The organism is Streptomyces sp. SudanB182_2057 (assembly GCF_964272715.1).
Lineage (GTDB): Bacteria > Actinomycetota > Actinomycetes > Streptomycetales > Streptomycetaceae > Streptomyces > Streptomyces rubradiris.
In genome coordinates this window covers 1,467,536-1,481,004 of the sequence record NZ_OZ186798.1, presented here as the reverse complement: position 1 = coordinate 1,481,004, position 13,469 = coordinate 1,467,536, and the positions used below count along the sequence as shown (strand labels likewise).

Sequence of the window (13,469 nt, the reverse complement as noted above, 5' to 3'; positions counted from 1 at the left end):
TCGCCCGGGCGACTTGCCAAAGTGTTCGGACGTGCGCGGCCGCTGTACCGAAGAAACAGAGCATTCTCTATGTTTGGTTGGCGGTGATCGAGTCGACAAGATTCAGGGGGACGACTGTGAAGGATTCTGCCGACATAGACTGTTACGGGCGCCTTGCGGGCGGTGGCGACGAGCTTCTCTCGGAGTTCGTCGACCGACTGTTCGGTGGGTTGCCGAGGGCGGACCAGCGCAACCGGTCCCGTGAGTATGTGACGGGCCTGTTGATGACTCCGGGCAAGAAGACGCTGCGCCGCATGGCGGCGGTGGTCTCCGATTCGCCGCACGCCTCGCAGGCTCTTCAGCAGTTTCTCAACGTGAGCCCTTGGGACTGGCGTCCTGTACGGCGCGCGCTCGTCGAATGGGCCGCGGAACGGCGCCCGACCCTCACGTGGGCCTTGGGTCTCGCCGTGTTCCCCAAGAGGGGCGATCGCTCGGCGGGCGTCCACCGGCGGTTCGTCCCGGGAGCCGACCGCACCCTCAACTGCCAGCTCGGTATCGGGCTCTTCCTGGGATCCGGGGACACCTTCGTACCCGTCGACTGGAGACTTGTCCTGCCCGGCCGGTGGCAGTGCGACGAGGCGCTGCGCGCGAGCGTTCGCATTCCCAGTGATGAGCACACCCCTTCCGAGGGAGCCTGCGCGCTCGACCTCGTACGGGTCCAGAGGGCGGTGACCGGCCGTTCGGACATCCCGCTCGTCGTGGATCTCACCCAGGTCCCGCACGATGCGTCGTTCCTGGCCGGACTCGCCGGTCTGGGCACGGGGTTCGTGGCGCGGATCCCCGGCAACACCCTGTTCCACCTGCCGACCGGACAGGGACGGCCGTACACGGCGATCCAGCTCATGAGCCGCGGCGTCGACCCGGCGGGTTCGAGCGTCGTGCCGGCGATGGACCGGCGAGGCCATTCCCGGGTATGTGTCCGCGCCGTCCGTCTCGACCTCGGGGAACGCCCGGTTCCGCAGCGGACGTACGGGTTGCTCGTGGAGCATCCGACGGGGGAGAGCGGTGCGGCGCGCTACTACGTCACCGATCTCACCCAGTACTGGCCCACCGACCTGCTCAGGCTCGCCGACAACGCGCGGCGGGCCGAGGAAGCCGTACGCGACATGCGGGACCACTACGGACTGCTGGACTTCGAAGGCCGGTCCTACCCCGGATGGCACCACCACATGACGCTCGTGTCGGCGGCGTACGCCTTCCGGCGTCTGGCCGGCGGCGGACCGCAGGCCGGGACGCCGTCGGTGGCGGCCGTGGCGCAGGCCGCCTGACGTCCTCCTCACCGGACGGCGGGTCACGACGAGTCGGGGTGAGCACGGAACTCCGTGCTCACCCCGACTCGTTCAGGGATCACTCGCCCTTGGCCTTCGCGATGATCTCCTCGGCGACGTTCCGCGGAACCTCGGCGTAGGAGTCGAACTGCATCGAGTAGCTTGCGCGACCCGACGTCTTGCTGCGGAGGTCGCCGACGTAGCCGAACATCTCCGACAGGGGCACGAGGCCCTTCACGACACGGGCACCGGCCCGCTCCTCCATGGCCTGGATCTGGCCACGGCGGGAGTTGATGTCGCCGATGACCTCGCCCATGTAGTCCTCGGGCGTGGTGACCTCGACGGCCATCATCGGCTCGAGCAGCACGGGGCTGGCCTTGCGCGCGGCCTCCTTGAAGGCCTGCGAACCGGCGATCTTGAAGGCGAGCTCGGAGGAGTCGACCTCGTGGTAGGCGCCGTCGTGGAGGATGACACGGACACCGGTCATCTCGTAGCCGGCGAGGATGCCGAACTGCATGGCCTCCTGCGCACCGGCGTCCACCGAAGGGATGTACTCCTTCGGGATACGGCCACCGGTCACCTTGTTCACGAACTCGTACGAGGTGTCGCCGGCCTCGAGCGGCTCGATGCCGATCTGCACCTTCGCGAACTGACCGGTACCACCGGTCTGCTTCTTGTGGGTGTAGTCGACGCGCTCGACGGCCTTGCGGATCGTCTCGCGGTAGGCCACCTGCGGCTTGCCGACGTTGGCCTCGACCTTGAACTCGCGCTTCATGCGGTCGACGAGGACCTCGAGGTGAAGCTCGCCCATACCGCCGATGATCGTCTGGCCGGTCTCCTCGTTGGTGTGCACGTGGAAGGAGGGGTCCTCCTCCGCGAGACGCTGGATGGCGACACCCAGCTTCTCCTGGTCACCCTTGGACTTGGGCTCGATCGCGACCTGGATCACCGGCGCCGGGAAGTCCATGGACTCAAGGATCACCGGGTTCTTCTCGTCGCAGAGCGTCTCACCGGTGGTGGTCTGCTTCAGGCCCATGACGGCGACGATGTCACCGGCACCGGCGGAGTCGATCTCGGTCCGCTTGTTGGCGTGCATGCGGTAGACCTTGCCGATGCGTTCCCTCCTGCCCTTGACGGAGTTCAGCACGGCGGTGCCGGACTCCAGGCGGCCCGAGTAGACCCGGACGAAGGTGAGCTTGCCGAGGTGCGGGTCGCTCATGATCTTGAACGCGAGGGCGGCCAGCGGCTCGTCGTCCGACGGCTTGCGCTTGACGACGATCTCGGGATCCTTGACGTCCTGGCCCTCGATGGCCTCGACGTCGAGCGGGGTCGGCAGGTAGCGCACGACCGCGTCGAGCAGGGGCTGGACACCCTTGTTCTTGAACGCGGTACCGCAGAACACCGGGGTCACCGTGGTGCCGTCACCCTTGCCGGAGGCGATGGTGACACGACGGATCGCGGCGTACAGCTGCTCCACGGAAGGCTCCTCGCCCTCCAGATACAGCTCCATGATCTCTTCGTCGTTCTCCGCGACCGCCTCCAGCAGCCTGCCGCGCCACTCCTCGGCGGCCTCCGTGTGCGTCGCCGGGATCTCGACGGTGTCGTACATCTCGCCCTTGGTGGCCTCGGCGGACCAGACGAACGCCTTCATCGTCACCAGGTCGACGACGCCCTTGAAGTCCGCCTCGGCACCGATCGGCAGCTGCATGACCAGCGGCTGCGCGCCCAGGCGGTCGGAGATCATGTCGACACAGCGGTGGAACTCGGCACCGGTGCGGTCGAGCTTGTTGACGAAGCAGATACGCGGCACGCCGTAGCGGTCCGCCTGACGCCACACGGTCTCGGACTGCGGCTCGACGCCGGCCACACCGTCGAACACCGTCACCGCACCGTCGAGCACCCGCAGATTGCGCTCCACCTCGACGGTGAAGTCGACGTGCCCGGGGGTGTCGATGAGGTTGATCGTGTAGTCGTCGCCGTCGAGCGGCCAGTGGCAGGTGGTGGCAGCGGACGTGATCGTGATGCCACGCTCCTGCTCCTGCTCCATCCAGTCCATGGTGGCGGCGCCGTCGTGGACCTCACCGATCTTGTACGAGACACCGGTGTAGAACAGGATCCGCTCGGTGGTGGTCGTCTTGCCCGCGTCGATGTGGGCCATGATGCCGATGTTGCGCACCTTGGCCAGGTCGAGCGAAGTGGTAGCCATGACTGAGTACTTCCTGGACGCAGGGGTGGGGGGATGGTGAGCGGTCAGTCCTGCTGAGGTGTGCCCGCCGGGAGGAACAGGGCCGGGACCGCGGTGAGGGCGACGAAGGCCAGCGCCCACCAGAACACGGAGGCGAAGCCCGCGCTCGTGCCTCCGGCCGCGTAGTGCTGCAGGAGCAGGGCCGTGACCGCGGTGCCCACGGCGCCGCCGAGCTGCTGGGACACCGCGTTGGCGGTGGTCGCGGCGGGGACGCTGGTCGCCGGCAGCGAGTGGTACAGCGTCACCATGATCGGAGCCGCGGCCAGGGCGAGCCCGATGCCCTGGGCGAGCAGGGCGACCAGCAGCAGGACGCTCACGTCGGCGGAGTCGGCCGAGGCGAAGGCCGTGATGCCGCCTGCCACGAGCAGCAGGCCGATCAGCACCAGCGCCCGGGGGTTGCTCTTGGTGTCGATGACGCGGCCGACGAGCAGCACCGCGATCGTCGTGCCCACACCCTGCGCCACCATGATCGCGCCGGCGCCCAACGGGCCCTTGCCCCCTGCCTCCTGGAAGAAGAGCGGCACCAGGACCACCACACCGTACAGACCGAAGTTGTTCAGCAGGGTGATGGAGGTGGACGCCGAGAAATGCCGGTTGCGGAAGAGCGAGAAGTCCACGATGCCGGGGGCCTCGGACTTGGCGGCGCGGACCGCGTGGCTGATGAGCAGCAGCAGGCCGGCCACCATCGGAAGGGCCACCGGCCACTGGGTCACGGCCGTCCCCTTGGCGAGGTCGCTGAGGCCGAGGATGAGCAGGGTCAGTCCGCCGCCCAGCGTGACGAGCCCAGGGACGTCGAGGCGTCCGGGCGCCTCGCCCTTGGTGTTCGGGATGTGACGCAGGGAAAGGACGATCGCGGCGAGGGTGATCGGCACGTTCAGGAAGAACGCCCATCGCCAGGAGGCCTCCTGGACCAGCGTGCCGCCGAGCACCGGGCCCAGCACGGGCGCGACCAGCAGGGGGACGGCCATCATCGACATCATCCGGCCCATCTGGGCGCGGCCCGCCACCTGCACGACGATGATGCGCATCAGCGGGAAGAGCATGCTGGCGCCGAATCCCTGCAGGGTCCGGAAGACGATGAGGCTGCCCATCGACCAGGCGAACCCGCACAGCAGCGAACCCACCATGAAGACGGCGAGCGAGGCGATCCAGGTGGTGGACGCGCCGAACCGCTGAGCGGCCCATCCCGTCGCGGGGATGACCGACGACATCGCGAGGAGATACGCGGTGGACGCCCACTGGGCGTCCGCGAGGCTGACGTCGAAGTACTCGGTGAACGAGTGCATGGCCACGCCGACGATCGTGGTGTCCAGCAGGGCGACGAACGCCCCCATGGCCAGGACGAGCGCCACGACGACGGGGGAGCGCGAGGACGACGGTTCCGTGGCCGGACCGGGCTCCGCCTCCTTGCTCGGGGTGCTGGTCTCCTCGGGCATGAGGCTTCCTTTCCTACGTAGGGCTCAGCCCAGTCTTCCAAGACGCGGGCCTAATTGCAATTGGACGTTGCCTAATATACATAGGCGCTGCTATGGTCCGTCACCATGAAGGAACTGACCGGTTCAGCGATCCGCGCCTCGTTCGTCAACTGCAGCAAGGGCGAGGCCGGCAGGCTCTCCGTCCCGCGGGACCTCGCCGATCTCCCCTGGGACGACCTGGACTTCCTGGGATGGCGGGATCCGGCCGCGCCGCAGCGCAGTTACCTCGTGACCGAGCACGAAGGCGAGCTGGTCGGTTTCTCGCTGCGGGTGGCGCCCCGCGGATTCGGTACGCAGCACCGCGCCATGTGCTCCATCTGCCTGACCACGCACTCCTCGGACGGGGTGGCCCTGATGGTGGGCCGCAAGGCCCGCACGGCCGGCGACACGGACAACACCGTGGGCGAGTACATCTGCACCGACCTCTCCTGCTCCCTGTACGTCAGGGGCAAGAAGCGGGTGCAGGCCGGCGGCCGTATGCAGGAGTCCCTGACGGAGGAGGAGAAGATCGAACGTCTGCGGCGGAAGCTCTCCGCGTTCGTGGACAAGCTCTTCCAGTGAGCGGTGCGGCGGCTGCCCGGCGGGCGGCCGCCGTGATGCGGACCGGCGGGCGGGGCGCGCGGCCCCGCCCGCTTTCGGCTGCCCGCAGCCGCTATCCCTTGCCCGGCAGGGCGTCCAGCCGCAGGCTCTCGGCGTAGTCGGGCAGGATGCCCATCCTCCGCGCCTCGGCGAGCGTCGGGGCGGCCCGGTCCCGGTCCGAGAGGATCAGCTCCATGTCCTCGGGGAAGGGCAGCGCCAGTTCGGGGTCCAGGGGATGGATGGCGTGTTCGCGCTCGGGCACATAGCCGGTGGAGAGCAGGTAGGAGATGGTGGTGTCGTCCTCGACGGCGACGAAGAGATGCCCGACACCGATCGGAATGTGGACCGACCGCGCGCTGTGCGGGTCGAGTTCGACGGAGTCCCACATGCCGAAGGTCGGCGAACCCTCACGTGTGTCGATGATGTAGTCGATGGCCTTGCCCCGCAGGCAGAAGGCGTACTTCCCCATGCCCGGCGGCACGGACGTGAAGTGGATGCCGCGGACGACACCGCGCCGGGAGACGCTGTAACTCGACTGGACCACCGGATACAACGCGTGACCGACGGTCTGCGTGAAGACGTCCTCCTGGTACGGGGACACGAAAACGCCCCGGGTGTCTGCGAACACCTGCGGTGTGAACTCGTAGGCACCGGCGATCTTCAGTGGGCGGGCTTGCATGGAATTCCCTTCGTGACGTGCGGACTTCCGGATCAGAACGGTCCCTGGAACCCCGCGGCGACATCCGCCAGACGCGGCAGCGCCGGACGTGCCTCACCGCACACCTCCAGACAGGCCGCCGCGATGTTGCTCGCACCGGGATGGAAGACCTCCTCCAGCGGCCGGGAGACGGGGGCGGGGCTGTCCGGGAGGGTCACCCGCCGCACCGGCGCGCGCAGCGTGTGCGGCACGTGTTCGGCCACGACCGCGGCCACCTCGGCGGCGAATCCGTACCGGGCCCAGCTGGTGTCGGCGACGACCAGCCGGCCCGTCTTCGCGACGGACTCGCAGATGATGCCCTCGTCCAGCGGCCGCAGACTGCGCACGTCCACCACCTCGACGCTGATGCCCTGCTGGGCGAGCTGCTCGGCGGCGCGTTCCGCCTCGTGCACCATCAAGGAGGCCGCGACCACGGTCACGTCGCTGCCCGCGCGCGCGATCCGCCCGACACCGAACGGCACCGGCAGGGGTTCCTCCGGCACTTCCCCGGTGAGCTGGTACAGATTGCGGTTCTCGATCAGCACGACCGGCGTGTCCCCGGTGAGGGCCTGGACCAGCATCCCCTTGGCGTCGGCCGGGGTGGCCGGGGTCGCCACGTGCAGCCCGGAGTAGTGGGCGAAGGTCGCGTGCGGGCTCTGCGAGTGGGTCGAGCCCTGCCCCCAGCCCCGCCCGACGACGCCCCGGACCACGACCGGCACCCCGCCCTTGTCACCGCCGTAGGTGTAGCGCCATTTCGCGGCCATGTTCACCAGGGGGTCCATGGCGAGGAACATGAAGTCGGCACGGACGTGCACCACGAGAGGGCGTCGTCCCGCCGCGGCGGCGCCGATCGCGAAGCCCGCCGTGGCGTTCTCCGCGTTCGGCATGTCGATCACGCGGCGCGGGCCGAAGCGGGCGAAGGCCTCCTTGGTGGTGCCGAAGCTGCCGCTCACGTCGTCCACGCCTTCACCGGCGACGAAGATCCGCTCGTCCTGTTCCATGCACTGCACCGTGGCCTCACTGATGGCCTGCCAGTACGTCAGCGTGCGCATTACGGTCTCCTCAAGTCTTGGTGCCGCGGCGGTCAGTGGGCCACGGGCAGATACGCGCCGTCGAGCAGCCGGCCGGTGTCCGGGAAGGGCAGCGTCTTGGCCCGGTCGACCGCGCGGTGGGTCTCCCCGCGGAACTCGGTGCGCCACTCCCGCACCGCCGAGTCGATGTCCGGCTCCTCGTCGCGGAGGACCTGAGCGGCCCGCACGAGGGGGCAGCCGGCCTTCCAGGTCTCGATCTCCTCCAGGGAGCGGTAACCGTGGTCGTGGTCGTCGCCGGGGCCGACGTGGGCCCGCCACCGGTAGGTCGCCAGCTCCAGCAGCACCGGTCCGCCCCCTTCACGGGCCTGGCGGACCGCCCGCCGGGCGGCGTCGTGCACCGCGAACACGTCGTTGCCGTCCACGTGCACCGACGGCACGCCGCACGCCTCCGCCCGCCCGTGGATCGAGGTTCCGGCCGCGTGCCGGGCCGCGAGCGGGGAGGAGATCGAGTACAGGTTGTTCTCGCAGACGAAGACCACGGGGAGCCGGTGCACGGCCGCGAAGTTCAGCGATTCGAAGAAGACCCCCTCGTCGGCCGCGCCGTCACCGAAGAAGGTGACCGCGACCCGTGCCTCGCCGGCCTGGGCGAACGCCCAGGCGCTGCCGACCGCGACGGAGATCATCTCGCCGAGGATGGCGGCCGAGCCGGCGAAGCCCACCGACTGGTCGATCACGTGCATCGAGCCGCCCCGGCCGTGGGCGCAGCCGTCCTGCTTGCCGTACAGCTCGGCCACCAGCGCCCGGAGGTCCCCGCCCTTGGCCAGGTAGGGGGCGTGCGAGCGGTGTCCGGAGTAGACGAGGTCCTGCACGGTGAGCGCCGAGCACACGCCCACCGCGGTCGCCTCCTGCCCGATGGAGAAGTGAGTGGGCGTGCGCATCTCCTGCTCGTCGCGGTAGTAGTCGGCGAGGACTTCCTCCACGGTGCGGATGCGGACCATGTCCCGGAGCATGCGGGCACGGGCGGACACCATCATGAGGTTCCTTTCGGTGCGGTGGTCAACAGGCTCCGCATGCAGGTGACGAGGGTGCGGGCCTCGACGTTCAGGTAATAGCTGTGGCGCAGCAGCCGCGTGAGCTGACGCATCGTCATCCAGCGGAAGCCGGGATGCTCCAGCGGGCCGTCGCTCTCGTCCGTCTCGATCACCATGTAGCGGTTGCGCGTGTGGTGGAAGCGACCGCCCTCTTCGGAGAGGACGGTGTCGAACCGCACGTCCCGGCGGGCCGCGCCGAGCACGTGGTCCAGGAAGGGAGGGCGGGCCCCGGGCGGCAGCGCGTCGTAGTTCGGCGGAGCGCACTGGACCGTCGGCGCCAGCTCGATCGTGTCCACGTGCCCCGGCTCGGCCTTGGCCCGCACCAGGACGTGCAGAACTCCGTCGATCCTGCGGGCCAGGAAGGCGACCAGGCCCACGTGGGACGCGGCGATCAGCGGCTGGGCCCACTGGTCGACCTCCCGGCCCCGTGCGCGGACCCGCACGCCCATCACGTCGAAGAACTGACCGCTCTCATGGCTGATTCGGCCGTCCTTCAGGCGCCAGTCGGCCAGCTCGCGCAGGGGCACCCGGCGGGTGCGCAGATCGGTGGTGCTCCGGGCCTCGGTGATCCAGCTCAGCACCGCCGCGGTGGGGGTGCGGGCGTCCGCCTCCGTCGTGCAGGAGCGGAGGAGCGCCGCCTCGAACGTGCCCGTCTCCGGGGTCCGCCCGAGACCGGGGCCGGGGTCGGTCAGGGGCAGGCAGGACAGCACGGCACGGGAGTCCATGTTCACCATGTCGGGCACGGCGAGCAGTTCGTGGATCTGACCCAGGGTCAGCCACCGGTAGCCGTCGCGTGCCTCGACCGGCTCGCGCACCTCGACGATCATGTTGCGGTTGCGCTTGCGGTGGAACCAGGCGCCCTGTTCGGAGTGGCGCACGTCGGCGAGGACGGTGTGCCGGGAGGCGTCCCGGAAGTACTCGACGTACGGGACCGGGCGGCCCTGGTGCGCGCCGGTGTAGTTGCTGCGGGTGGCCTGTACGGTCGGTGAGAGCTGGATTCCGCCGATGTTGCCCGGCTCCATCTTGGCCTGCATCAGGAAGTGCGGGACCCCGCCGATGTCGCTGACCAGGAGGCCCAGGATGCCGGTCTCCGGCTGGTTGATGATCGGCTGGCCCCACCGGGGCACCGCGGCGCCCGGCCAGTCGACCTCGATGCCCTCGACGGAGAAGAAGCGGCCGCTGGCGTGCACGAGGTTGCCGGTGTCCGGCTCGATGCGCCAGCCGGCCAGTTCGTCGAGCGGCGTGGGTTCCACCTCGGTGTCCGACCGCTCCGCGCAGGCGGTGAACCACCGGTGGAAGTCGGCGCGTTGCTCAGGACCACGGAAGCCGGTGGCCAGGGAGCGGCCCAGCCGCTCGTCCAGCGAGGCGATCGGGTCCGCGACTGCGGTTCCGGCGCGCATCAGGCCCGCTCCTTCCATTCGTCGACCAGAGCGGCGAGGACCGGGACGACCTCGGCGGGGGAGGGCTCGGCCAGCAGCTCGTCGCGCATGGCCAGGGCCCCGGCGGCGAACCGCGGCTCGCTCAGCAGCCGCAGCACGTGGTCCCGTACCGAGGCGGCGGTGGCGTGATTGGCCGGGAGGGCGAGGCCCGCCCCCGCCTCCTCCTGGCGCCGCGCGATCATCAGGGTGTCGAAGCCGTGGCCGAGCACCAGTTGGGGCACGCCGTGGTGAACGGCGGTCAGCCGGGAGCCGATCCCGCCGTGGTGCACGACCGCCGCGCAGGTCGGCAGCAGATCGTGCAGCGGTACGAAGTCCACGAGCCGCACGTTGTCGGGCAGCGGGCCGATCCCGGCCGCGTCCTCGGCACCGAGGGTGGCCACGATCTCGACGTCGAGGCCGGCCAGACCCGCCAGGATCTCACCGACGGTCGTCGTGGTGTCCTCGATCTCGTTGGACAGGCCGAGGGTCAGGCACACCCGCGTGCGCGCCGCCGGCTCCCGCAGCCAGTCGGGCACGACGGAGCGGCCGTTGTAGGGGACGTACCGCATGCCGATCACGCGGTGCTCGGTGTCGAGCCGGGTGCTGGGCACCGACGTGTCGATCGTGACCGCACCCGTGCGCAACCGCTCGGTCCACGTGCCGCCGTGGCGGCTCATGGTCTCCTCCAGCCACTCGCGCGTGGGGTCCTCCCGGTGGACGGCGGGCTGTTCGTCGTACCGGCGCAGGAACTCCGTACGAGCCCGGCCGATGAAGTCCAGGCCGTACACGAACCGGGCGTGCGGCACGCCGAGGAGCTCGGCGGCGACGGCGCCGGCGACGGTGAGCTGCTCCCAGATGACGAGGTCGGGCTGCCAGTGGCGGGCGTAGGCGACCAACTCGTCGACCATGACGTCGTTGTTGATGCCGGCGAGCAGGGCGGAGACGAGGATCTTCTCCAGGCCGAGCAGTCCCTCCCAGCTCCAGGCCGCGGGATCCTCCTGGGCCCAGTCGAAGGTGCCGAGGAAGTCGGAGGCGCCGCTGCCCATCAACCGCGCGTACAGCTCGGGCTCGTGGACGTCCTCGCGGTACCAGCCGGCTCTGCCGACGGGCACGGCGGTCATGCCGCTTCCCGTGCTGGTCTCCGTGAGGTCGGGGTGGCCGGCGACGCGCACCTCGTGGCCGGCCGCCCGCAGGGCCCAGGCCAGCGGCAGCATCGGGTGGAAGTGCGTCGGGTGCGGCATGCTGGCAAACAGAATCTTCACGTTCAGTGCTTCCTGGCTCAGGCCACGGTCACCCGGTAGGCGACCAGGGATCGGGACACCGGGGCGGCGGCGCGGCGGAACGGAACGTGGCCCGGCACGGGGGAGGGGCGGCGCGCGGCGAGGCGGAGCAGCCCCTGACGGGCGACGGTGACGGCGAAGGCGAGGGCCGAGTGCCGTCCGCTGCCGGGCAGCAGGACGCCGGCCAGCTCGCCCGCGGGACGGTCGGGATCGAAGCGGTCGGGGTCCGCGAACACGCGCGGGTCCCGGTTCGCGGCGCCGAGCACCGTCACCACCCGTTCGCCCGCCTCGATCCGCTGCCCGGCCACGGTGCACGCGATACGGGCGACGGCGGCGTGCAACTGGACGGGCGGGGCCAACCGCAGCGTCTCGCGCACCACGCGCTCCGCCCGCTCCGGCCGGGCGGCCAGGGACTTCCACCGCGTGGCGGCCTCGGCATCGTCCGGGCCGGTGCCGGCGGCGACCGCGTTGACCAGCAGGTCCGTCGCCATCGGGATCCCGGCCGCCGCGACGAGCAAGCCGGCCGGCGCCCTGGCGGGCACGGCATCGCGCACGTCGATCAGGCCCTGGGCGATCCGCCGGGTGCCGGCGGGGTTCTGCGGATAGAAGGGAGCGTCCAGCGCGCCCCGGCTGCGGTCCACGGCCGACCGCAGCCGCCGCTCCGCGAGCGCGTCGAGCGCCCACGCCCGGGCCAGGGTGCCCACGGCGGCCTCGTGCGCGACGGCCACCAGGTCGACTTCACCGGCATGCCGGTCCAGCACCCGGTCCCAGGACCGCTCCGCATGGAGTGCGGTGTCCGCGTCCCGCCACGGCACGTCGTCGGCCCCGTCGCCCGCGTCCAGCAGCGGACAGGCGCGCAGCGCGGACGCGCGCCGCACCTCCTCCGCGACGGAGTGCGTCGCGGTGACCCAGTCACCGGTGGCGCTGCGGAACAGCGGCCGGCGGGTCAGGGCCTGCCAGTGGTCGCGGGGATCGGTGTCGAGCCCCCGCAGCAGGGCGGCGTAGGGGTCGCCCTGTGCGGCCGCCAGCCACACCAGGCCCTGCCGCAACTGCAGCCGCCTCGGCAGGCCCGGGTCCATGTCCAACACGCGCGGGAATCCTCTCTGATCAGGGGTACTTGGGAGCCGGGTGCTACGGGTGGACCGGCACCGGCAGGTCGCCGGCGTCGTGGGCGTGCAGCCACTCCACCGCGTCCATCAGGCCGTCGGCCGAGAGCGACGCCAGCATCGCGTCGCGGGCGTCGGCCTCGGCGCCGGACGGGTGGTACAGCGCGTGGCCCATCCACTGGGACACCTGCTGCGCGAGGGCGGTGCGCTCCTGGCGCAGGGCGACGAACCGTTCGAGGCGCCGCTCCACGTCGTCGGGCGGGCAGCCGTCGAGCAGCCGCCCGAGGACCACCGCGTCCTCCAGCGCCATGCAGGCGCCCTGGGCCGCGTACTGGAGCATGGGATGCGCCGCGTCGCCGATGAGCGACACCCGCCGCTCGGCCCACTTCCGGGTCGGGGCCCGGTCGCACAGCACCCACGTCCGCCAGTTCCGGCCGAGTTCGAGCAGTCGCCGGGCGCGGGAGTGCGCGTCGGGGAAACCGGACAGCACCGTGTCCCGGTCGGTGGGTACCCCGGCGACCGCCCGCCGGGCGCCGTCGTCGCGGGTGACCGCGAGATTGAGCTGTTCACCACGGGCGATGGGGTAGTGCACGAGATGCCAGCCGGCGCCCGCCCACAGGTTCACGGAGTTCCACCGCAGCTCGGGCGGGACGTCGGACATGGGGACGACGGCACGGTGGATGGTGTGGCCCGAGACGCGCGGGCCGCCGTCGCCCACCAACTGGGCGCGCACCTTGGAGCGGATGCCGTCCGCGCCGATCAGGGCGTCCGCCTCGAAGGCCCGCCCGCGGGCCGTCAGGACGCGCACGGACCCGCCGGTGTTCTCGTAGCCGGTCACCTCGGTGCCCGCGAGGAGGGTGATGCGGCCGTGGGCCCGGCAGGCGCTCAGCAGCGCCGCGTGCAGATCGCCACGGTGCACCACGGCGTACGGGTTGCCGAACCGCTTCCGGTAGCCGGGCCCGAGCGGCAGTTCGGCCAGGGTCGCCGCGGAGCGGGCGTCGAGCAGGCGCAGGCTGTCCACCGGAACGGCGCTGGCCCGGACCTGTTCCGCGACACCCAGCAGGTCCAGCGCGCGGAAGGCGTTGGGGGCCAGTTGGATGCCCGCCCCCAGCTCGGTGAAGTCGGGGTTGCGTTCGAGGACTTGGACGGTCAGGCCGGACCGGGCGCAGGCGAGGGCGGCCGCCAGGCCGCCGATGCCGCCGCCGGCTATCGCGATGTTCAGCACGTTGCGACCTCGTGT

At 70.8% G+C, this 13,469-nt stretch carries 11 protein-coding genes; 2 read left to right on the top strand and 9 right to left on the bottom strand.

Going from position 1 to position 13,469, the window contains the following annotated elements; genetic code table 11:
- Positions 1 to 83: 83 nt before the first annotated feature.
- Positions 84 to 1,307 (top strand): IS701 family transposase, encoded by a 1,224-nt coding sequence (locus ACSURM_RS06090; RefSeq protein WP_436960948.1) that lies wholly within the window; start codon positions 84 to 86, stop codon positions 1,305 to 1,307.
- 79 nt (positions 1,308 to 1,386) lie between these two features.
- On the opposite strand, the gene fusA is transcribed toward ACSURM_RS06090, so the two are convergent.
- Positions 1,387 to 3,513 (bottom strand): elongation factor G, encoded by a 2,127-nt coding sequence (fusA, locus tag ACSURM_RS06085; protein ID WP_436953923.1) that lies wholly within the window; start codon positions 3,511 to 3,513, stop codon positions 1,387 to 1,389.
- A 44-nt stretch (positions 3,514 to 3,557) separates the two neighbouring features.
- The gene (locus tag ACSURM_RS06080; RefSeq protein ID WP_436953922.1) at positions 3,558 to 4,988 is read right to left on the bottom strand and encodes a DHA2 family efflux MFS transporter permease subunit; all 1,431 of its coding nucleotides are present in this window, start codon (positions 4,986 to 4,988) and stop codon (positions 3,558 to 3,560) included.
- 105 nt (positions 4,989 to 5,093) lie between these two features.
- Here ACSURM_RS06080 and ACSURM_RS06075 point away from each other — a divergent pair, with 105 nt between their 5' ends.
- On the top strand, positions 5,094 to 5,588 hold the full coding sequence (locus tag ACSURM_RS06075; protein WP_436953920.1) for an FBP domain-containing protein: 495 nt from the start codon (positions 5,094 to 5,096) through the stop codon (positions 5,586 to 5,588).
- A 91-nt stretch (positions 5,589 to 5,679) separates the two neighbouring features.
- Here the strand turns inward: ACSURM_RS06075 and ACSURM_RS06070 are convergent, their stop codons facing one another.
- Genes ACSURM_RS06070 through ACSURM_RS06040 form a run of 7 tightly spaced genes read right to left on the bottom strand, consistent with a single transcriptional unit; the run spans position 5,680 to position 13,454 of the window.
- Positions 5,680 to 6,285 (bottom strand): dTDP-4-dehydrorhamnose 3,5-epimerase family protein, encoded by a 606-nt coding sequence (locus ACSURM_RS06070; protein WP_436953919.1) that lies wholly within the window; start codon positions 6,283 to 6,285, stop codon positions 5,680 to 5,682.
- A gap of 32 nt (positions 6,286 to 6,317) precedes the next feature.
- Positions 6,318 to 7,355, bottom strand: a complete 1,038-nt coding sequence (locus ACSURM_RS06065) for an alpha-ketoacid dehydrogenase subunit beta (RefSeq protein WP_436953918.1) — start codon at positions 7,353 to 7,355, stop codon at positions 6,318 to 6,320.
- A gap of 32 nt (positions 7,356 to 7,387) precedes the next feature.
- Entirely contained in the window at positions 7,388 to 8,365 is a 978-nt protein-coding gene (locus ACSURM_RS06060) for a thiamine pyrophosphate-dependent dehydrogenase E1 component subunit alpha (RefSeq protein ID WP_436953917.1), read from the bottom strand.
- Entirely contained in the window at positions 8,365 to 9,825 is a 1,461-nt protein-coding gene (locus ACSURM_RS06055; protein ID WP_436953916.1) for an NDP-hexose 2,3-dehydratase family protein, read from the bottom strand. Before ACSURM_RS06055 ends, ACSURM_RS06060 begins: the two co-directional genes overlap by 1 nt.
- Positions 9,825 to 11,105 (bottom strand): activator-dependent family glycosyltransferase, encoded by a 1,281-nt coding sequence (locus ACSURM_RS06050; RefSeq protein ID WP_436953915.1) that lies wholly within the window; start codon positions 11,103 to 11,105, stop codon positions 9,825 to 9,827. Before ACSURM_RS06050 ends, ACSURM_RS06055 begins: the two co-directional genes overlap by 1 nt.
- A 17-nt stretch (positions 11,106 to 11,122) precedes the next feature.
- Positions 11,123 to 12,202, bottom strand: coding sequence for a cytochrome P450 (locus tag ACSURM_RS06045; RefSeq protein WP_436960946.1), 1,080 nt, complete (start codon positions 12,200 to 12,202; stop codon positions 11,123 to 11,125).
- Between the two features lie 52 nt (positions 12,203 to 12,254).
- Positions 12,255 to 13,454, bottom strand: a complete 1,200-nt coding sequence (locus tag ACSURM_RS06040) for an FAD-dependent monooxygenase (RefSeq protein ID WP_436953914.1) — start codon at positions 13,452 to 13,454, stop codon at positions 12,255 to 12,257.
- Between the last annotated feature and the right edge of the window lie 15 nt (positions 13,455 to 13,469).

Excerpts from the sequence above, each read along its gene's own strand:
- ACSURM_RS06065 (WP_436953918.1), bottom strand. The coding sequence starts at position 7,355 with ATGCGCACGCTGACGTACTGGCAGGCCATCAGTGAGGCCACGGTGCAG.
- ACSURM_RS06060 (WP_436953917.1), bottom strand. The coding sequence starts at position 8,365 with ATGGTGTCCGCCCGTGCCCGCATGCTCCGGGACATGGTCCGCATCCGC.
- ACSURM_RS06045 (WP_436960946.1), bottom strand. The coding sequence starts at position 12,202 with ATGGACCCGGGCCTGCCGAGGCGGCTGCAGTTGCGGCAGGGCCTGGTG.
- ACSURM_RS06080 (WP_436953922.1), bottom strand. The coding sequence starts at position 4,988 with ATGCCCGAGGAGACCAGCACCCCGAGCAAGGAGGCGGAGCCCGGTCCG.
- ACSURM_RS06075 (WP_436953920.1), top strand. The coding sequence starts at position 5,094 with ATGAAGGAACTGACCGGTTCAGCGATCCGCGCCTCGTTCGTCAACTGC.
- ACSURM_RS06055 (WP_436953916.1), bottom strand. The coding sequence starts at position 9,825 with ATGCGCGCCGGAACCGCAGTCGCGGACCCGATCGCCTCGCTGGACGAG.
- ACSURM_RS06070 (WP_436953919.1), bottom strand. The coding sequence starts at position 6,285 with ATGCAAGCCCGCCCACTGAAGATCGCCGGTGCCTACGAGTTCACACCG.
- fusA (WP_436953923.1), bottom strand. The coding sequence starts at position 3,513 with ATGGCTACCACTTCGCTCGACCTGGCCAAGGTGCGCAACATCGGCATC.